This window comes from Cohnella boryungensis (assembly GCF_042651945.1).
Classification (GTDB): Bacteria; Bacillota; Bacilli; order Paenibacillales; family Paenibacillaceae; genus Cohnella; species Cohnella boryungensis.
In genome coordinates, this window is the sequence record NZ_JBHSED010000036.1 from 147,453 (window position 1) to 168,341 (window position 20,889).

At 48.5% G+C, this 20,889-nt stretch carries 14 protein-coding genes; 11 read left to right on the forward strand and 3 right to left on the reverse strand.

All coding sequences use genetic code 11. The features are described from left to right. The first annotated feature begins 11 nt into the window (after positions 1 to 11). The 4 genes from ACFO1S_RS17550 (at position 12) to ACFO1S_RS17565 (ending at position 4,404) form a co-directional block, all read left to right on the forward strand. Complete coding sequence (locus ACFO1S_RS17550) at positions 12 to 1,160, forward strand: response regulator transcription factor (RefSeq protein WP_465251301.1); 1,149 nt, start codon at positions 12 to 14, stop codon at positions 1,158 to 1,160. 136 nt (positions 1,161 to 1,296) lie between these two features. Next, a complete protein-coding gene (locus ACFO1S_RS17555) occupies positions 1,297 to 2,580 on the forward strand; it encodes an ABC transporter substrate-binding protein (protein ID WP_204603886.1) in 1,284 nt (427 codons plus the stop codon). Between the two features lie 130 nt (positions 2,581 to 2,710). Continuing rightward, positions 2,711 to 3,595, forward strand: coding sequence for a carbohydrate ABC transporter permease (locus ACFO1S_RS17560; RefSeq protein ID WP_204603887.1), 885 nt, complete (start codon positions 2,711 to 2,713; stop codon positions 3,593 to 3,595). After that, entirely contained in the window at positions 3,592 to 4,404 is an 813-nt protein-coding gene (locus ACFO1S_RS17565; protein ID WP_204603888.1) for a carbohydrate ABC transporter permease, read from the forward strand. Before ACFO1S_RS17560 ends, ACFO1S_RS17565 begins: the two co-directional genes overlap by 4 nt. 76 nt (positions 4,405 to 4,480) lie before the next feature. Here ACFO1S_RS17565 and ACFO1S_RS17570 read toward each other — a convergent pair whose 3' ends face one another. Beyond that, positions 4,481 to 5,149 (reverse strand): class I SAM-dependent methyltransferase, encoded by a 669-nt coding sequence (locus ACFO1S_RS17570; RefSeq protein ID WP_378127238.1) that lies wholly within the window; start codon positions 5,147 to 5,149, stop codon positions 4,481 to 4,483. A gap of 226 nt (positions 5,150 to 5,375) precedes the next feature. On the opposite strand from ACFO1S_RS17570, the gene ACFO1S_RS17575 reads away from it, so the two are divergent. The 4 genes from ACFO1S_RS17575 to ACFO1S_RS17590 all read left to right on the forward strand — a co-directional run bounded on the left by ACFO1S_RS17575 (position 5,376) and on the right by ACFO1S_RS17590 (position 15,829). Next, on the forward strand, positions 5,376 to 5,924 hold the full coding sequence (locus ACFO1S_RS17575; protein WP_204603959.1) for a hypothetical protein: 549 nt from the start codon (positions 5,376 to 5,378) through the stop codon (positions 5,922 to 5,924). 299 nt (positions 5,925 to 6,223) lie between these two features. After that, positions 6,224 to 7,369 carry a response regulator gene (locus ACFO1S_RS17580; protein WP_204603889.1) on the forward strand — a complete coding sequence of 382 codons (1,146 nt, stop codon included), beginning with the start codon at positions 6,224 to 6,226 and terminating at the stop codon, positions 7,367 to 7,369. Continuing rightward, on the forward strand, positions 7,369 to 10,419 hold the full coding sequence (locus tag ACFO1S_RS17585; protein ID WP_204603890.1) for an ATP-binding protein: 3,051 nt from the start codon (positions 7,369 to 7,371) through the stop codon (positions 10,417 to 10,419). The genes ACFO1S_RS17580 and ACFO1S_RS17585 overlap by 1 nt, the downstream gene beginning before the upstream one ends. Before the next feature lie 163 nt (positions 10,420 to 10,582). After that, a complete protein-coding gene (locus tag ACFO1S_RS17590) occupies positions 10,583 to 15,829 on the forward strand; it encodes an S-layer homology domain-containing protein (RefSeq protein WP_204603891.1) in 5,247 nt (1,748 codons plus the stop codon). Positions 15,830 to 16,587: 758 nt separating this feature from the next. Here the strand turns inward: ACFO1S_RS17590 and ACFO1S_RS17595 are convergent. After that, a complete protein-coding gene (locus ACFO1S_RS17595; protein ID WP_378127268.1) occupies positions 16,588 to 17,304 on the reverse strand; it encodes a class I SAM-dependent methyltransferase in 717 nt (238 codons plus the stop codon). A gap of 585 nt (positions 17,305 to 17,889) precedes the next feature. Next, the gene (locus ACFO1S_RS17600) at positions 17,890 to 18,132 is read right to left on the reverse strand and encodes a tyrosine-type recombinase/integrase (RefSeq protein WP_378127269.1); all 243 of its coding nucleotides are present in this window, start codon (positions 18,130 to 18,132) and stop codon (positions 17,890 to 17,892) included. 196 nt (positions 18,133 to 18,328) lie between these two features. On the opposite strand from ACFO1S_RS17600, the gene ACFO1S_RS17605 reads away from it, so the two are divergent. The 3 genes from ACFO1S_RS17605 (at position 18,329) to ACFO1S_RS17615 (ending at position 20,024) form a co-directional block, all read left to right on the forward strand. Further along, positions 18,329 to 18,541, forward strand: coding sequence for a helix-turn-helix transcriptional regulator (locus tag ACFO1S_RS17605; protein WP_204603961.1), 213 nt, complete (start codon positions 18,329 to 18,331; stop codon positions 18,539 to 18,541). Further along, complete coding sequence (locus ACFO1S_RS17610) at positions 18,534 to 18,896, forward strand: hypothetical protein (RefSeq protein WP_204603893.1); 363 nt, start codon at positions 18,534 to 18,536, stop codon at positions 18,894 to 18,896. The genes ACFO1S_RS17605 and ACFO1S_RS17610 overlap by 8 nt, the downstream gene beginning before the upstream one ends. A gap of 84 nt (positions 18,897 to 18,980) precedes the next feature. Further along, the gene (locus ACFO1S_RS17615; protein ID WP_378127240.1) at positions 18,981 to 20,024 is read left to right on the forward strand and encodes an alpha/beta fold hydrolase; all 1,044 of its coding nucleotides are present in this window, start codon (positions 18,981 to 18,983) and stop codon (positions 20,022 to 20,024) included. Positions 20,025 to 20,889 lie beyond the last annotated feature (865 nt).

The following is a 20,889-nucleotide window of genomic DNA, read 5'->3' on the forward strand; positions in this document are numbered from 1 at the left end:
CAAGGGAGGCCATGCGCGTGAAGTTGCTTATCGTGGATGATCAAATCTCGCTGCATCGATATTTGGATAAAGTCATGAGCTGGAGAGAAATGGGGTTTACGCATGTGCAGCATGCGTATGACGGTGAGGAAGCGGCCAGCATGGTCGATACCTTTCGCCCGCACATGATGATCATGGATATTCATATGCCGTTATTGAACGGTATCGAAGCATTGAAGCGAATCCAACAGTCGGGTAATTTACCGAGGACAATTATACTGAGCGCCTATGATCAATTTGAATACGCCAGAGATGCACTCCGACTGCAGGTTGCCCATTACCTGCTCAAGCCGGTCGATGCCGACCAGCTTAGAGAGGTTATGCGGGAAATGATCCTGGAGGCGGCATCGGCTGGGCGGCTATCGATTCGCGCCGAGTTGGATCGCACGATCTATTCCGGATCGATCGAGACAGAATCGTTATTTATCATCCGGAGAGGACTGGAGGTTCTCTCGGTCGACCGTTTTGCTATTTTGACATTCGTGGACAGTATCTCCTCCAATGAGGACTACTCCTGTCTGCTGCAAGAACAAGCGGATCGTAACCTCAATTGTGTGATCTGCCGCAAAAATAAAAAGGAATGGGTGGTTTTTGTCGGCGGGGGAGAAGAACTGACCCCCGGGCGATTGCGAGAGTTTAGCGAATCCATGCTGGAACAAGCGACGGCGTCTTCACCCGCTCACAAGCTGTCTGTCGGAGCCAGCTCGATTGCTCAGGATGCCACGCTCCTGCCGCAGCTAATTGCCGAAAGCGCAGAAGCCGTTAGCGCGCCTGCCGATAGCGGATCTAGACTGAAGGATGCGATGTTTCGGGTTAAGCCGTATGTCGATAGCCGTTATCAGGAGGATCTGTCCCTGCAATCCGTAGCCGGGCGATTCGACATTGACAAGTATCAGTTAAGCCGGGCATTCAAGCAGGAATTCGGCGTGAATTATTGGTCTTATGTAATCAAGGTACGGATGGAGAAAGCCGCAGATCTATTGATTGGAACGAACTGGAAGAACGGTCGCATTGCAGAGCATACCGGCTTTCTGGACGAGAGCCACTTCAGCCGCGCATTTAAGAAGTTTTACGGCGTTACGCCTAAAGAATATCGAACCTCACTTGTTCGCTCCGAATAATGAGATGATGCAGGTCGCGGAGAGCGCAACATTTGACAATAAACCATGCAATAATTTGAATTCAGATTCAATCCCGATCTTACTATACTGAACCTGTAAGTGCTTACATTTAATTAAACCAGGGGGAAAGTCAAACATGAAGAAAACTTCTATGTTGCTGCTCATCACCATCCTTTGTTTGTCCTTCGTGCTTGCTGCATGCAGCAAATCAGGTAATGATGGCAAGAACAGCGAGGCATCGAAAGGTGCGGATGCGCCTAAATCGGTCAAGCTCAGTATTCTTGCCTGGAACAATGAGAAAGAGATGAAGCCGGTCATTGATGGCTTTAAGGCGAAGTACCCGCATATTTCGTTTGATTTTCAATTCGCTCCGCCGGTAACCGATTACATTGCCAAGCTGCAGACGATGCTGCTGTCCGATACGGCTCCTGATCTTTTTATCATCGCCGCGGAGAACCGTAACGAGATCATTGACGGAGGCTACGCGCTTGATTTGACCGACGAGCCGTTCATGTCCGTTATGCTGGACAGCAACAAACCGATGCTCAGCAAGAACGGAAGAACATACGCCTTTTCGCAAACCGGATGGGCAGGCGGCTTGTTCTATAACAAGCAGTTGTTCCAGAAGGCCGGTATTAATCAATTGCCGGAAACTTGGGATGAATTCATTCAGGTCTGCTTGAAGCTTAAAGAAGCCGGCATCCTTCCGCTTTACGACAGAATGCATGATATTACGATCATTCATTCCGCCATGTTCGGCAGCAATGTTTTAACGAAAGACCCTTCCTTCGATGAAAAGCTGTTCAATGGCGAGGCAACCTTTGCAGAGGGCTGGACGGAAGTGCTGACGATGTGGAAGGAAGGGCTGATTGACAATAAAATATTGACCCCGGACATGATCGGCATGACCAGCGACCAAGTTATGAACGAGTTTGCCCTTGGCAATGTGGCCATGTTCCCCGGCGGTCCTTGGAATATCGGTACGGTTGAGGCGACTAATCCAGATATCGAGTTCGAAATTATGGCGATTCCAGGAAAAGAACCAGGCAACAAGTATTACAACGGGGCGCCTGGCGTAGGCTTTGCCATCAATAGCAAAACCAAGAACAAGGAAGAGGCGCTGCTGTTTCTCGAATATCTGACCACACAGGAGGGGCTGAAGCAATTCGAGGAGGGCACGGGTGGAATCATCACCGCTCATGGCTATGAAAGCGAAGTGCATCCCGCGTATGTGCCGGCTTATAAAGACGGACTGATGGCAGGCCGCATCTATCTGCCAATGGTATCGTGGGGACGGCATCAGGAAGCGCTGCGCAACCAATTCCTTGTAGGGCTTCAGGATATAGCGGTAAATAAAATAACGCCGGAGCAGGCCACCGCTGCACTGGACAAAAAATTGAAGGAAATGGACAACAAATAAGCTGAAATAGGGTCACGTAGGGGAGAAGGAAAAAGACGACTCTACGTGACCCATAGCGGGTCCATCAATTGCTGCGCCGTTGCTTCCGAGAAACCTATCAAGCTCCAGAAGACACTTTAGGAGGCAAATTATGATCAGATTTGTTCGTCAACTGCAGTTTCAACTTTTTTTGCTTCCGATTCTTGCGATCTATTCTTTATTTACGATCTATCCGCTCGTCAAAGCCTTTTTCCTGAGCTTTACCAATTTCAATGGCTATTCGAAAATCTATGATTTTGTAGGGATGAAAAATTATGTGCGGATATTTGCTGACGATGCAATCCTTTCCGCCATTTCTTATACCCTGTTCTTTACTTTTGCCAAGGCGCTGCTCGTTACCGTGCTGGCGATTCCGCTTGCTATGATATTGGATCAGAAGTTTCTGACGAGAAATCTGCACCGTGCCGTTTTCTTCTTTCCGTCGATTCCGAGCGGCTTGCTGCTTGCCTACATCTGGGGCTTTATTCTGGCACCGATCGGATCCGGGGTACTGAATACCCTTCTTAGAGAGCTGTTTAACATCGGACCTCAGCCATGGCTAGCCGACCCGTTGCTTGCAAAGCTGTCTACGATTGTCGTGGCCACATGGGCGGTTACAGGATGGCATGCAGTGTTGTATCTGGCATTCCTACAATCGATTCCGAAGGATTATTACGAGGCTGCCTCTATAGACGGAGCAAACCGTTTTCAGCAAATTCGATTTATTACGTTGCCGCTTCTTGCTCCCGCGATGACGATCAGCGTCATGCTGCTGCTTACAGGAGGCCTGAAAGTCTTCGAAATTCCATTCGCATTGACGAAGGGTGGGCCTGGCTTTGAGACGTACTCAATCACTCAGGTAATCGTGTTAAGAGGCATTTCGGAAGCCCAATACGGCCTTGCTTCGGCGATGTCGATCATCTTCTTCCTGATCGTGCTGGCGATCGCTGTCTTCCAGGTCACCGTGATGCAACGAAGGGAGCAAGGCATGCAATGAAAAAACGGATATGGCTCGATCTATTCATGCTCCCTGCGGGAATCATCGCGTTCTTCCCGTTCTATCTGATCATTATCAATACGTTCAAGACGATGCAAGATGCCGCGAGGAGACCTCTAGCCCTCCCTTCAGAATGGATATTTACGAATTATGTCCAAGTCTTTGAGGAAACCTCGATCTTGCGCAGCTTCGGAAACAGTCTGACAATCACTTTCTTTGCCGTAGTCATGATCGTGATTATCGGGGCGATGGGGGCATACCCTGTTGTGTTCAATGCAAATCGGGTTACACGGTTCGCTATGCTCTATTTACTTGCCGGATTTATGATTCCGTTCCAGGCGACACTCATCCCCCTGTTCGAGCTGATGAGTGATCTGCACCTGATCGACAAAATATACGGCTTGATCATCCTGTATATGAGCGGCTCAGTCTTTGTCTTCTTCTTGATGATGGGCTATATGAAGTCGATTCCACGGGAGCTCACCGAGGCGGCTGTTATCGACGGCTGCAGCGTATGGGGCATCTTCTGGCGGATTATCTTTCCGCTGCTTAAGCCGATTACGATTACGAGCGTCATCTTTCAGACGATGTGGATATGGAATGACTTTCTGGCGCCTATGCTGTTTCTGAACTCGTCCTCCAAATCGACGCTGGTTCTGCAGATCTATAAAGCCAAGGGTGAATTTACCGTGAACTGGCCTATGTTCATGACGCTTACGGTCATTACATTGGTGCCGATCTTTATCTTCTTTATCGTTATGCAAAAGCACATCGTCCGGGGGATAGCTGCCGGCGCGGTTAAAGGTTAATTATCGAGTGAGGAAAATCAAGAAGGATACCCGATTAGCGAGTATCCTTCTTGATTTTATCCCTATAGCTTGGCCGTTAGGAAAAAGCGTTCCGAAATTGTCTTAATCCCCTTCTCCGGGGATAAGTGTGCTTGAGTAAGAAGATCAAATCCTCAGCCGTTTGGTAATATTCAATAAACTTGAATTCAAATGTCTGTATGTCGCTAAAGCCCGCTTTGCCGAGCTCGGCCAGATAATGCTGCTGTAGCGTACCTGTCTTTGCCCCCCAGGTCTGTCCTCTTCCAAACGCTTGTTTAAGATTAGATTTGTCGTTCTCGCTTACTTGCTGAGTAAGGAAGGTGCCGCCCTTCATCAGAACTTTGGCAACTTCTTTGGCACAGAATTCCGAATGTCTACAAGAGACAACATTAAAAAAACCTTCTGGAAAACGCAAGCTCGTAGCTTCCATCCTCATAAAACGTACATTAGGGATACCTGATTCGGCAGCATATCTAGCCGCGGTTTCAATCATGCCAAAGGATTGGTCAACCCCGACCAGAAGCAGCGCAGATTCAGCCAGAGGTAAGATAGCTTCTCCGTCCCCAGCACCTATATCGAGCCATAGATCCGATGGGGTGCACACCTTCGTGACTTCACGATACAAGTCCCGCGTGTTTCCTTCAGAAACACATTTTACGCTGCTGAAATCCCAACCGTTGATTTTGCCCACCTGTTCATAGAACGCTTTGTATTCCAATGGATTCATTCGTCATCCACCTTCCGATGTCCCGATCGTCTCCATTGAGAACCGTAAACAGTGTTGAAGGAATGATCTTTTAGAAGAGCCACATTACCTTGCAGTCTTGTTGTTTCAATAGCGTCATTTTCAGAAGTCATCCAGACGGTGTATGATAATTTTGAGCAAAGCTTCCACACAAAACGGTGTCATCACGCTGTGCACCTATAGCGAAGAGAAAGGAAGGTATGCAAGCATGAAAGAAGCATCTGAACAGCTCATTGAATTACTTGGGCATCCGTACAATCCCAAGCAAGTCCAAGCGTTGCTGCAATCCTTCGGAGTCAAGCGGATGCCGCCCGCGAACAGCTATTTCAACGACGATATTATCTGGTCTGTGAAAGCTTCACTGCGCATCGATATTTATCGCGCACCCAAAATTAATGATTTGACTGGTCTCCAATATACGGATGAAGATGGGTGGATCATTGGCGCCTTGCATTTTCTTGCGCCGGAGGCGGATGATCGAATTAAAGCTCCGTTCTCCGGAAGGCTTCCCGGAGGAATGACGATGAGCTCAACACCGGATGAGTCGATTAAGGCATATGGACCGCCCGAATTGGATGAGGAATGTTGGCGGCCTGAATATTCAGGCCGAATTATGGCATGGCGCAAGCCGAGCATCAATATTGTAATTGAATATGAGGATAATGAAATCAATAGAGGGCTGAGAAGCTACATTGCCTGTTTGATTGGCTGCATAGGCGCTTGGAGAAATGATAATCCGGAGGTCTATGCTCCCTAAGGGCACACCGTCACAGCTTAGACCGATTAAGAGGCAGTCTGCCAATGGCAACTGCCTCTTTCGCATGCGGCAAAGCGAGTTGAACCGATTCCAAGGACGAGTGAGACTGCGATATTTTCTCACAGTCTGGAGGAATCATTGAGATGAAACAAAGGGCGATGTCGAATCATTATCGCGCCGGGAGAATGTGAATTCGACAAGAGAAAGGAAATGTATCCGTTCCTGTCGAATGAGAAGCATGGTTGTTACTTCACTGCAATTTACACTGAGAGCATTAAGCCGCTAAGGAGACAAGCCTGATGATTCGTGTGATGCTCGTCGATGATGAAGAAGATGCGCTGGATTTGTTGGCTATTTTGCTTGGGCAAATAGAGGATGTTAAGGTCGTCGGCAGGTATGTCAATCCGATTCAGGCGATTGAAGCTTTGGTTGATTCGCCTGTCGATGCGGTATTCCTGGATAACCAGATGCCAGGGATGAAAGGTACGGATGCGGCGAGAAAAATCAGACAGTCGATGCCGCGGATGCCGATCATATTCACCACAGCCTATGCGGAATACGCGGTTGAAGCGTTCGAGATTCAATCGACAGACTATCTAATGAAGCCTTTTACGATGGACAGGCTGCAGAACGCGGTCGCGCGAATTAAGCAGTCCTTATCCGAATCCTCCCTTCATGCTCGTCGGAACGCAAGCTCCCCCTATGCGATTCAATGTTTGGGGGGATTCCAGATTCAATTGCCGGATAGCGGGGGCAAGGCTCTGTCTTGGAAAACAAGGAAGGAAAAGGAGCTGCTCGCCTTTCTGATTCATCACGAAGGAAGGCCTGCGAATACGGCATCGATCCTTGAAGCGCTATGGCCGGAGAACGACTTGAATAAGGCGAAAACGTACTTGTATACATGCCTCTCCTACATAAGAAAAGGCTTGGCTGAAAACCATATCCCGATCCGTATCGATAAAGCTCATCAAGGATTTGTCGCAGAATTGGACGGGGTGACGGTCGACGCTACGGAATTCGAGCAATTATTGAGCGGGATCTTGCTTGCGAAGGAAATAGACGACAGTCTATACAACCCTATCCATCAAATCTATAAGGGCGAATATATGGAAGCCTGCGATTTCAGGTGGGCCGCCGCGAGACAGATGGAGATGAAAGCGGCCTATATCCGTGCGCTTCGCAAATGGTATGCGCATTTCCAGGGTCAGGGCAATACTGCACTTATGGTGGACAGCCTGCAGCGCCTATTAACGCTTGCCCCTGATTCTGAGATGGCCGGACGCGAGTTAATTAGGCTGCACCTGAAGATGGGCAATCGGAATGAGGCGTTGCGCGTCAGCCTGCAGTTGGAGCAAGCGGTGCGTTTCCAGTTGGGAGTCGAATTGGAGGAGGAGACGCTGCGGCTGATCCAACAAATTAGAGACAAGGACACAGGGGAAGCCTGATGAGAAAAAAAGCGGCAGCGGCGTTAATCACGCTATTTTTGTTGTTTGCAACCTATGGGATTCTGCTGACTTTCTTTTCTTCGAATAAGAAGGCAATGCCTGTGGCGGTCAATGGAGCTATGGACCTCCGCGAATGGCGTTTCGAGGAGGATGGAGTCATTCAACTGGATGGGCAGTGGGAGCTGTATCCGGATAGGCTGTTAACCGGCCGGAATTTCGCTGCTTCTGCCACTGAAGGGGAATTTTTGCCCGAAATGATCCAGGTGCCGGGCTCATGGTCGCAGCTAATGGATACAATTGGCATGGCCACCTATAGATTGAGGGTCCACATGGGCGATGCGAGTGCGGTATATGGATTGAAAACGGCGTCTATTCTGATATCCAATCGGCTCATCGTCAACGACATAGTCGTCGGAGCAAGCGGAAATCCGGCCGAAAAGCAAAGCTATACCGCCTTTAACAGACCCTATATCAGCTACTTCACGCTGAAGCCCGGATGGAACGAGATTGTTCTTCAGGTGGCCAACTTTGAATTGATCGCAAGCAGCGGGATCGTCGAGCCGCTTCTTCTGGGCAAAGCCGAGCAAATTGCCGGTATCCGCGACAGAGCGACGGCTCATGACTGGATCGCTTTAACTGCTTTTTTGATTATGGGGTTATATTTTCTGGGGCTGTTCACCCAGCGCCGCAATGATCTTTCCCTGGCCGTGTTCGGCACAGCTTGCCTATTTATTGCTTTATTTACCAGCGTGAGCGGAGAAAGAGTGCTATTCGAGGCGGTCGGCCAGCTTCCGTTCTGGCTGTATTTCCGTATCCAGATGATCTCGGTAGTCGGTATAGGTTTTGGCTTTTTCCTGTATGTCTATACCGCTTTCCGGTCCTACTGTTTTCAATGGCTTGTACGAGGCGGTCTTATGGCCGGGGCGATATTTGCCGTGCTGCATATCGGGTTCGCTATTCCGCTTTCGTCGGGGCTCTTTCGCCAATCGACGTCGTTGTATGTCACCTTCTCGTTGCTGTACGCCACATATGTTTTCGTGTATGCAGCTCTTCACAAAGTCGCGGGCAGCCGGTATCTGGCTATCGCGGCCATGGCCTTGAATGCGCTGGCGCTGAGCCAGAATTTGAACTTTTACTTCGGCGTGCCGGTCTATGCGCTCCCGCCGATTGAGCCTTTTCTTGTTCTGCTGATGCTTGCCTTGCTGATGTCGCTGCGGTTCTCGAATGCATTCCGTAGAATTGAAGAGCTGTCCGACCAATTGCTGCAAGCGGACAAATTGAAGGATGATTTTCTTGCCCGGACCTCGCATGAATTCAAGACGCCGCTTCACGGCGTAATGAATATTTCCCGCTCGATGCTGGAGGATGATACTTATCCGCTAGCTGACGAGCAAAGGGAAAAGCTTCAGTTGACGTTCGATATTACGAAGAGGCTCTCGCAGCTGGTTTACGACATTTTGGACTTATCTAAGCTGAAGCAGAGAGAGCTTCGCATCGTCCCGTCATCGATTGATGTTCGCTCGGTCGCGGAGGTGCAGGTGCGTTTCTATTCTTACCTGTGCATGGAACGCCATATCCAACTGGTGAACGATGTCCCTGCGCACTTGCCTTCAGCGCTTGCCGATGAAAGCCGTCTTAGTCAGGTAATCGGAAATTTGCTGGACAATGCGATCAAGCACACGGAGAACGGAAGGATTGTCGTTACCGGGACAGAACGCGACGGCAGGCTCGAAATTGCGGTGCAGGATACGGGAAAAGGTATCGATCCGCACGACCTGCCATTCATTTTCGAACCGTTCAAATCGCTTGACGACGGTGTTGAGCGCCGAGGCTTCGGATTAGGGCTGTCTATCGCCAAGCAATTGGTGGAGCTGCAAAGCGGCACGCTTTCTGTCGCCTCCGCTCCGGGAGTCGGCTCTACGTTTACCTTCACGCTTCCGATTGCGAATCGGGGAAGAGAAGCGTTATCGTCCCCGCCAAGCGTCCGCGTCATGCCCAAGGAAACCGAATATTCCTTTGCAACGCCTTATTATTCGAATCACAACGGCAAGCACACGATTCTCATCGTCGACGATCACTACGTGAATTTGAAGGTGTTAATGGACGCGCTCCAAACGCTTGAGTATCGTGTGATTGCGGTCAAGAACGGGTACGAGGCGCTGGAGCAGGTGAATCAACCGGGGAAGATCGATCTCGTCATTCTCGATCTGATGATGCCGGGGATGTCGGGCTATGAGGCTTGCCAGGAGATTCGCAAGAGATATACGCTGCTTGAGCTTCCCGTCCTGATGGTGACGGCGGCCATTCAACCGCAGGATAAGGTAGCTGCCTTCCAGGCGGGAGCGAACGATTATTTGCCGAAGCCGTTCGATCTGGAGGAGCTCAAGGCTCGGATTGGCAGTCTGCTGGCGATGAGGGAATCGCTCGGCCGAGCGGTCCACCTGGAGGTGGCGTTCCTGCAATCGCAGATCAAACCGCATTTTTTGTACAACGTTTTGAACAGCATCGTGGCATCAAGCTACACGGATGTGGAGCGTGCGAGGAAAATGATCGCCGATCTCGCAGATTACCTGCGTGGAAGCTTTCGGTTCAGCAACGCCGAGGAACGCATCGGATTCGCTGAAGAATTCAGCCTGATCCAAACGTACGTAGATATTGAGAGAGCTCGATTCAAAGACCGTATACGATTTGAATTTGACATTGAAGAAGCTGCATACCGTTTGCGCATACTGCCGCTGCTGCTGCAGCCGCTTGTCGAGAATGCCATCCGGCACGGAATCGGCGATCGCATGGAAGGCGGCATGGTGACGTTGACGGCGAAAGAAACGGATGGACAGTGGAGATTTACCGTGGCCGACGACGGCGTCGGAATCGGGCCGGAACGGTTGAAGTCGCTGCTTGATAGAGACGAGAAGGGCGGACCGCAAGGAGTAGGTCTTCTGAACATCAACAAGCGGATGAAATACGAATACGGGTTTGCGCTGGAACTGGAAAGCGAGCCGGGACGCGGAACGAAGGTGACCGTGCGCATCCCGGGTATGACGGATTGAGAGGTTAAATAACGGTTGAAACCAACAGGCTCTCATCGGTTGACGGTGGGGCCTGTTTTTCATGGGGAAAACTGTCGATTTTTAAGGTTTCTTTAAGGTGGGGTCGGATATGCTGGACAGGCAGATGTGGAGTATCAACCGTGCGAAGGAAGGATGATGAAGAATGATTTCGGGATTCAGGAGAGCGGTAAATGCTTTATTAGCTGTCGTGCTAATGCTGCCGATGCTAGCTGGCGGGGGCGGAACGGCCTGGGCGGCGACGGATTGGCAGCAGATAGATGGAGGCGGAACGAACGGGGTGAACGCGGATACTTCAAAAAACGCATATTCCCCCGTTCTGGCTGTACTCAACAATGAACTATATGCAGCGTGGTACGAAATTAAAGGAAGCGTGAATCTGATTCGCATTAAGAAGTACAATGGCGGCACGAGTTGGACGAGCGTTGACGACGGCAACGGCTTGAATATGAGTATCGCCAACACTGCTTTCGATCCTAAATTGGTTGTATTCGACAATGCTTTGTATGCGGCGTGGGCGGAGTATAACGGAACCGCTAGACAGCTTCGCGTCAAGAAGTATAACGGCGGCACGAGCTGGACAAGCGTCGACGCAGGAGGTGCGACCGGCTTAAACAGAAATGATACCAAACATGTATATGGCCCCAATCTGGCTGTATTCAACGGAGCTTTATTCGCGTCGTGGTATGAACATGACGGAACCGCCGATCAGCTATACGTCAAGAAGTACAACGGCGGCACGAGCTGGACGAGCGTTGACGGAGACGACGCGACGGGTCTGAACGTGAATCCGATCCGAAGTGTAAGCAGTCCAACGTTGGCGGCAACGAACGATGCCTTATATGCGGCCTGGATTGAAGTTAACGGAAGCGTGAGTCAGCTTCGCGTCAAGAAGTATACCGGCGGCACGAGTTGGACGAGCGCTGACGGCGGTTCAGTCGGCTTGAACGTGAATCCGTCGCAGGGGGCCAACAGTGCGGCGTTGACCGTCGTTAACGATGTCTTATATGCGGCTTGGACTGAAAGTAACGGCGGCTCTAATCAGCTTTATGTCAAGAAGTATAACGGCGGTGCAAGTTGGACGAGAGTGGATGGCGACGGTACGAACGGATTAAATACGGAAGCCTCGCAGATCGCAGAACGCCCGCTTCTGGCTGCATCCAACAATACCTTGTTCGTGGTGTGGAATGAATATACAAGAGATATGGACGAATGGGGAATGCCTAATTCTACGCCTTATCAGCTTCGCGTCAAGAAGTACAACGGCGGGACGAGCTGGACGAGCGTGGATGGTGGAGGCGCGGTTGGGTTGAACGTGAATACCTCTAGCAGCGCACATTCCTCCGGTTTGGCTGCGCTCGGCAACCGTTTGTATGCGGCGTGGCAGGAAACGAACGGAACCGCTAATCAAATCCGTGTGGCGAGTTATTCGGTCGTCGCACCAGCAAGATTGGACGGAGAGGGCACGAGCGAAGAACCGTGGGAAATTATGAGCGAGGCCGATTTGGCTTTAATCGGTACTGCTGATTATCCGCTGTCCGGGATCTATAAATTAATGAACTCTATTCAGCTTGAGAATGAATGGACTCCTATCGGTCAAGAAGACGACGTCGGCTTCACCGGAGTGTTTGACGGCAATGGTAAGACCATCGGCGGCTTACGCATCGACTTACCCGGGGAGCGCAGGGTAGGCTTGTTCTCCAGAATCGTGAACGGCCAAGTGTACAACTTAAAGGTCCAGGCCGACAGCGTTACCGGGAAGGAGAAAGTCGGCATCCTCACGGGAGAAATCGTTCAGTCGGGGGAGAACCGTGCGTTGATCTCGCTCGTTTCTGTCGAGGGAGACGTCTCGGGGGAAACGAAAGTAGGCGGCCTGGTAGGATCGGCATACGGAAATAAGGGCTCAAATTTGCTTTTTGCCTACAACCACGCAGGTTCAGGCTCGGTGACCGGAGATCGGTACGTTGGAGGCTTGGCCGGAAGCTGGGAAGGCGGATGGATCTATAACTCTCATAGCGAAGCTGCGGTTGTTGCGCAACAGGACGTGGGAGGGCTCCTGGGATATGCCTCTGAAGCTGTAGTGCAAAGAAGCTATTCGACAGGAACAGTAGGGACGTCCGCGGTTCCTGCGGACTATGCAGGCGGTCTGATCGGCACTTCGCTAATTAACAGGATCAATGCCTCGTATTCCGTAGGGAAAGTGACAGGGAATGAGGTTGTCGGAGGGCTGATCGGATACTCTGATCGCGACTTGATTAGCCAGAGCTATGCGGCAAGCGAGATAGACGCGACAAGCGTTCAGACGGGCGGATTAATCGGATTGAACGATCAATCCCAATCGAATGTCGCAGCATCCTATTGGGACACGGAAGCGTCAGGCAAGGCGGATGACGATGATGCCGATTCTCGTCTTTACGGCACAGGGCGAAATTCGTCACAGATGAAGGAAGAGGTTACCTTCACTTCGACGTCGGTACAATCCGATAAGTGGGATTTCGAGCATGTATGGTATCTGGAGACCAACCGTTATCCGCAGCTCTACGGCGGCATGGATATCCGATTTAACGTGAATCCGAATGTCGTATCCGGTCAGATCGCGAACGAGCATGAATTGACCATCAGAACCAGCTCCAATTATTCAGTTCCAGGCCAAAGCATCAGTGTCTATCGGGTAACGGATAACGGCGACGAAAAGATTGGCGATTTTGTCAATGGCAAGCTGGATGTGCCGTTCACACTGGATATAACAGGGGTGAACGACCTAACGTTACGATTGGACGGCTATTACCTGATAGATCAAAACGGCAACAAAACGAGCGTCTTTTATCCCAGCATTGAAGTCGACAGCACGTCGCCTGTTTGGGGGGATGGCGCAGCCCTGACTGTGGACGATAACAGCGGCAATGTCGTTCTAGCCTGGGATAGCGCGTCCGACGGCGAGGGCAGCGGCGTGGTTCATTATCTTGTGTACGTTAACGGGGAGGTCGCCCAGGTCTATGGAACGACGCACACCGTTATCTCTCCTCCGGCATCTGCAATTTATGAAGTCGAGGCGGTAGATCGGGCGGGGAACAAGAGCACCAGGCTTTCCATAGGCGGAATGCCTTCGACAACGACGTTAACAGGCTCGGCTGACGTGACGCTCGGTCAAGCGGCTTTCCCGCTCTATATCGCCACAGTTACAGGCGCTCCCTCCCATATGCAAGGCTTTGGTTATGTGTATGGCGGAACATTAGCCTTCTATGTGGATGGGGTTTTACAGCAGGAGGGCGTGGCAATTGCTTCGGTGCTGACCGGAATGGCTCCATTCGGCACATTCTCCTATACGAATCTGACGGAAGGCGTTCATACGGTTAAAGCCGTTTATTCCGGATACACGGGCGATTTCCACGGGACGAATTATGCCGTACAATCGAGCGAGGCAACCTTCCAAGTCACGGTTGCAAGCGCGCCCGTCGGAGGAGCGCCGAGTGCGCCGACCGGCTTGACGGCCACGCCGGGAGATCAAGAGGTTGCCTTGAGCTGGAATCCTGTTGCGAATGCGACTGGCTACCATATCTACATGGGGTCGGCTCCGGGCGTCAGCCCGATCAATACCGTAAGACAGGCGACGGTTACTGACGCGACCTATGGAATGACGGGATTGACGAACGGCACGCCTTATTATTTTGTCGTCACCGCTTATAATGGCGCGGGAGAAAGCGCCGCCTCCGCCGAACAGAGCGCTACACCGCAGTCTGGGGGGGCGCAAGCTTCCGCTGCTGTATTGACTGCCGATCGCACGACAATAAGGGTCGGCGAGCGGATCACATTCTCGGCCTCCATAACGGGCGCGCCGGAAGCTGAAACCCTGACGGGCAAACTTTACGCGGGCAGCGTGACGTTCAAAGTAGACGGCGTAGCCGTGCAGACCGTCCCATTGGGCACAAGTTCCGTTGCCATATATTCCACGAGCGGGCTTGCGCAAGGAACGCATACGATTGAGGCTGTCTATAGCGGGTTCTACGGACAATTTCACGAGGTCAATTATCGCGTCGCGGGAAGCAGCGCCGCTGTTGCCGTGACGATCAATAAGGCGGAATCCAATAACGGAAACGGGGCCCCTTACCCACCGACGAGCCCCATTCCCGAAACGACGGATAACGGCACGGATATTCTGATCAACGGAAAGGCGCAGAATGCAGGGACGGCAATGAAGAGCATACGAAACGGCCAGCATGTGACCACGATTGCGATCGATCCGAAGAAGCTGGCAGACAAGCTGAAGGCCGAAGTCAACGGCTCGGTCATTACAATTCCGGTAGCTGCCGGGCCTGATGTCGTCATCGGCGAGCTCAACGGCCGGATGATTAAGGATATGGAAGAGAAGCAGGCTGTGCTTGAAATCAGGACGGACCGTGGGGCGTATACATTGCCCGCTCTGATGATCAATATCGACGCGATTTCCGATAAGGTGGGCAAGTCGGTCGCGCTGGAGGATATCAAGGTACAGATTGAGATTGCGGTTCCGGCTGCGGACAAAATCAAATGGGTGGAGAATGCGGCAGAGAGAGGCTCATTCAAGCTTGTCGTACCGCCGGTTGAATTTACGGTACACGGAACTTATGGAGATCAGGCGATTGAAGTCGCCAAATTCAATGCATACGTGGCGCGTACGATCGCGGTTCCGAAGGACGTCGATCCGGGCAAGGTGACGACGGGCGTGGTCATCGATCTGGACGGAACCCCGCGCCATGTGCCGACCAAAATCGTCGTGGTCGACGGCAAGCATTACGCCCAGATCAACAGCTTGACGAACAGCACGTATGCCGTCGTCTGGCATCCGCTTGAATTTGCCGATATGGCGAAGCATTGGGCGAAGGATGCGGTTAACGATATGGGAGCGCGGATGATCATCGAAGGGACGGGCAATGGCCAGTTCAGTCCCGATCGCACGATCACGCGAGCCGAATTTGCGGCGATCGTCGTTCGAGCTCTCGGACTGAAGCCGGAAAGCGGGGCAGCGACGTTCTCTGACGTAAAGGCGTCGGATTGGTACAGCAGTTCGGTTGGTGCTGCGTATGGATATCAACTGATTGGCGGTTTGGAGGACGGCACCTTCCGCCCGATGGATAAGGTTACGCGGGAACAGGCGATGGTCATTCTCTCCAATGCGATGAAGCTGACAGGACTGAAGGCCAAGCCGTCTGCTCAGCCGGCAGAAGCAACGCTTGGCAGGTTCGAAGACGCGCAGGGGGTATCCGCTTGGGCGAGAAGCGGCGTTGCAGACGTGGTACAGGCGGGTCTGGCATCCGGACGCAGCGCGGTTAAGCTTGCGCCGAAGGATTACATGACCAGGGCTGAGGCTGCAACCCTGATTCAAAGACTTCTGCGAGAATCCGATTTGATATAGAGAGAGCAGTTCCCCTTCAAACGTCGAACAATTTGGTTTCTAATGAAGCAAGTCGGAAGCGGATCGCCTTACATTGGGCGGTTCGCTTTTTATCGTTAACGACTCCTCGGCAGTTTTTACGGAATAGATCGTACATAGTCGTGTCCCCGCATGCGACACATGTGGAGTGTTCAGTGTTACTTAAATGGGCGGGGGATTAATGTCCCCCGCTTGATTTATGCCCCTACGGAAGCGGGGCGGACAATATTGTAGATAATTTTAATGCTGCTATCCGCATGTACTTCAATCTTATTAATCAACTTATGGATGACGTGTTTAAGTGCTTGCTCATTTTCAATGTCCAGCTTTGCTATCTTGCTTACTTGACGTTGGAAGTCCTGTAAGTAGCTACTGTAGGGTTGAAATAACGATCATGTGCACCGTACTGTCCCATACTCTTGAATTTGCTAGGTTTCGTTCTCTTTGTTGCGCTCAAAGGACGGTGCGTGTTGCGCTAGTAAATAGAATTGTGTCACACATTTTGTCGCAACAACGTGACAAGGTAGTACCTTTACGGAATGAAATTGGAGTTGGTTTAGAATGAATGAAGCGCTGAAACCCTTGATTTTACTGAGGTAGTATCTAACAGGGTGGGGGTCAGTGGTTCGTACCCACTACAGGGTCATTATAGCAGAAGCCTTACAGCCCTTGAACTGTAAGGCTTCTTCATTGATACAGTCTATTGGAAAGTAAATCATACTGCGTTGATTTGAACCTGCTTAATTCTTTCTGCAAATCAATACATGTAAAAACTCCCCATCTAGCCCCAGTTGTCTATTTTTTTCCAAATAAATAGTAGTCGATATCGCATTTGAGAAAAATTTGGTGATATCTAACCCATACTCATATGTTACAAGCGAACCATTTTTATCAATAGGATTTCCATGATAATCTGGTTCGAGAATATGTTCAACCTCATTATTAACTATCCTTGCCCTCTGAACTGTTTTATCTAATTTTGTATAAATAGGGACTGTAAATATATGTACTCCACCAATTTTTAGTACTCTTTCAATCTCTTTAAAGGCTTCTATTGGGTTCATTACATGTTCAAAAACATCTTGAGTAATGAATATATCGATACTCTCACTATCAAATGTTAAACTCTCCAAATTTTCACAACGTACGCCATTATAATATTCCCCAAGATTTATATTCGGAAAAAAATGAGAATCCGTGTAACTTTTACAATTATTTTTCAAGTAATCTGCTGAAGCACCACCTGGAGACGATTCATGAATTATTAAATTTCTCCAATTATTTTCAAATTGATTTAATACATGCACAAGCGCCCTCTCTCTTGGGATTGAATGACAATACAAACATAAGTACTCATCCCTTAACCAATTGCCTTTTTCATAAAAATATGTTTCTTTTTCACAAATAGGACAATATCCTGAGTTCACTTTAGAACTTTCTTGGTTGTCTGCCCCCACAAAAACGGCTAAGTCATCGATTAACGTTTTTCCATCATTTAATAGTTGTTCCTTCACTTCTTGAAATAAATTGTTAGCACGAATCGCAATGTAGTAAGGAAAACCACATTCCCCCAACTGCTCATATGTATAGACTATAATATTATCAATTTCCTTTATTTCATCAGCTCTTTTATCGCAAAACGCATAAACAGCATCGCCATATCCCATTAATTTAAGAAATTCATAAATGCCTCTTCCGATGATTCCTGCTCCATAAATAATAAGTTTATTTTCTTTTTCCATGTTATCTCCTTAGAGGTTGTTATGATAGAAATATATCATATGCCAGTAAAGTTAAACACTGAAATATTAGTTTTTCTTCAAGTTCCAGTAGTCAGTAATCACAATATATTTATGACTATCAAAATGGTATATTAGCGACATTGAGGGGGGCGGGTGAATACCCGTGAGGGTTCAAATTCCTCCGACCGCATACCTCAGAAAACCCTTGTATATCAAGGGTTTTAGTCATTTCTAATAACATGAAAGCCGAATGAGCAGGGGATGAAAACTGCTACAATTCGGCTTTTTGTCACAACAGTGTCACATCGTGTTTTGGAACAATGCTTTACCCAATATGTTCGCGGCTTCGCGTTGCATGTTAGGGCACAAATGTGAGTACAGATCGAACGTCATTATAATTGAACTATGTCCTAGTCTTTCTTGAATAACTTTAGAATTAATATTACGTTTTAGCATCATGCTTGCATGAGTATGACGCAGATAATGAAACCTTTGATTTTCATGCTGGAACGTCCGATGTATATATTCGACACTATAATACAGCGTTTTCCTATTTTAACCACATGGAAGTCAAGCGAAAAAGCGCTTGGCCTTTGTTTATTTGAACCATTTCATAACTCTAAAGGAAAAACATCGTTTACGCGATTGATAATTATAATGTACAAATTAAAATTATATTTTACATAATGTAATATATATTGTACATTAAAATGGCGGAGGTGATAAGTTGGAATTTTTAGTGAAAAACAGAGTGAAGGTAGCAAGAATCGAAAAAGGAAATTTGTCTCAAGAAGAACTGGCAGAATTAATTGGCGTTAGTAGACAGACCATCAGCTTAATCGAGTCTGGAAAATATAATCCGACCATTAAGCTTTGCCTTGCGCTGAGCAAGGTACTTAACAAGAAGTTGGATGCATTATTCTGGATAGAAGGGGATACCGACCATGAGTAAACAACGAATGATCGATGATGAACGAGTGATTTTTGCTAGAAATGAAGGGGCAATGATTACTTTACAGTGTCTGGTAGCGGTGATGTTTATCGACCTAATCCTGCAAGCGCTGATCCCGGAAAAGTTAAAGCTGCATGTATGGCCAGAGGTGTTCCCTGAAGGCTTTCCGATCGATATTGGTTTCATGTTCAGTTTTATAGCGATCATGGGCTTTTATCATAAATGGAGACGTGAACAAACCATCGGCACAGCAAGATTTGTTTTCGCTCTTTTTATCGCTTTATTTCTTTTCGTTGTGATTTTCGGTGTCGTTGCCATATGGAGACAAAATCAAGGTCTACCTGTTTGGCCATAACCATAACGAGCAATGCACTGCGACTGTCACTTATTCATCACATGTGGAGTGCCTAATATTGAATACCGATTAAGGAGCCGTTACTTGAAAAGAAAATACGTAAAGATAACAAAAATAAGTATTTTTATTATTGTTTTGCTTCTTGCAATCGGATTGGTTTTTCCAACATGGACGCCTCGAATTGAAGGAGAGAATAGCATAAGTTCTTTAAAACAGATCGAGATTAACGGCACTGATCATGAAGTCATGATTAGGGGAGTGGATCGACGCAATCCGATAGTAATCTTTGTGCATGGCGGTCCTGGCTGTTCTGAAATTCCTTATGTGCGGAAATATCAAGATTTGCTTGAAAAAAACTTTACAATCGTACACTATGATCAACGCGGAAGCGGGAAGTCGTATCACTTTTTTGAGGATTACTCTAAATTATCCGCAGACTTGCTCGTAGATGATTTATTGGCATTAACGGATTATGTTGAAAAGGAACTTGGACAAGAAAAAGTGTTGCTGATAGGCCATTCTTATGGCACATATATTGGGATGAAAGCTGCCGCAAAAGCGCCGGACAAATTTGTTGCTTATGTTGGAATCGGGCAAGTTGCCGATCATGAGAAAAGCGAGTTGGATAGCTTGAATTATTCCATTGAACAAGCAAAATTAGCCGGTAATTTAAAAGATGCAGAACGATTAGAACAGATTCGAGGTCCAATAGAAAGAGGGGAGCAACTTACCCCAAGAGATATGGTTCGAAAATATGGCGGAGCAGCTAGATTAATTGATGATAACAGGGATTATTACACAGGGTTTCTCTTTAATCCGGAGTATAATTTGCTAGATGTCATTCGCTATTTAAAAGGAGTTTCATTATCGCAAGAAATTTTGTTGGAGGAAGAGTCGAAAAATAATATTACAAGTATTGTTGATAAAGTTGATATACCCGTTTATTTTGTGATGGGGCAATATGATTATATGACATCTGTAGATGCGGCAAAAGAATACTTTGAAGTACTGGAAGCGCCGAAGAAGGAGTTTGTTATTTTCGAAAAATCCGCTCATTATCCTCAGTTTGAGGAGGAAGAGTTATTTGCTGAATGGTTGAATAAAACATGGAGTCAGCTTAAATTTTGAGGAGTAGTCACTGTCTACTCATCACTTGTGGAGACCGTGTAAAAAACGTGTCCAGAAGAACCGAAGTGACGCCGGGATAACCCGTGCGTCTTTTTTGTTTTCGAAATAAACGTATTATTTAAAATGTTTATTAATTGTTGAGTGCCGCTTTTATATAATGGCCCTCAAGCGTTGGGAATTGAGGTTCGTAAGCATCGAGAAAATGTATCTTTATAGCAACTAGAGAGAGGAAAATGAACATGCAGAGCAAGAAACGCGGTAGAACGATCATCGCCAGTTTCGTCATTTTTTCAATGTTGTTATCGAATTTTGTTTTTTTTAACCAGCAAGCGAGGGCTGCGGAAATAGCGGACCCCAATCAAAATACGTACAGTTTCAGCAAGAACAGCGGCAGCGTGACAAGAGGCGAGACTGTCACGGTAACCGCTGAAGGCTCACGGCAATCCGCATCCGATCCGTCGGATCAAGACCAGCGTTACATTCCTTTCATATTGGAAGTGACATTACCGGGTAATACAATAGTCAAAGAGTTCAATGGAAGCAATGCGGCCAGTTTCACGCCTACTATTGCAGGGGTTTGGGACGTATCTATTCTTTTCATGTTGCAGGAATATAATGATTCAACCCAACAATGGGTGAATAAGTGGCAATTTGATACAAAGCCCGACACGTTTACGGTGAAAGCTTCACCGAACCCCGCCGACGAGAGTAAGAACAGTTTCAGTATTAGCACGACCACGACTGTTCAAGGTACTCCCGTTACATTGACCGCTGCAGGCGATCGGCAAAATATAGTTGTTGGAGAGGCCGATGGAGCCGAGCGCTTCATCCCGAAAAGCTGGCGGTGGAAGACGACGGATAGTAC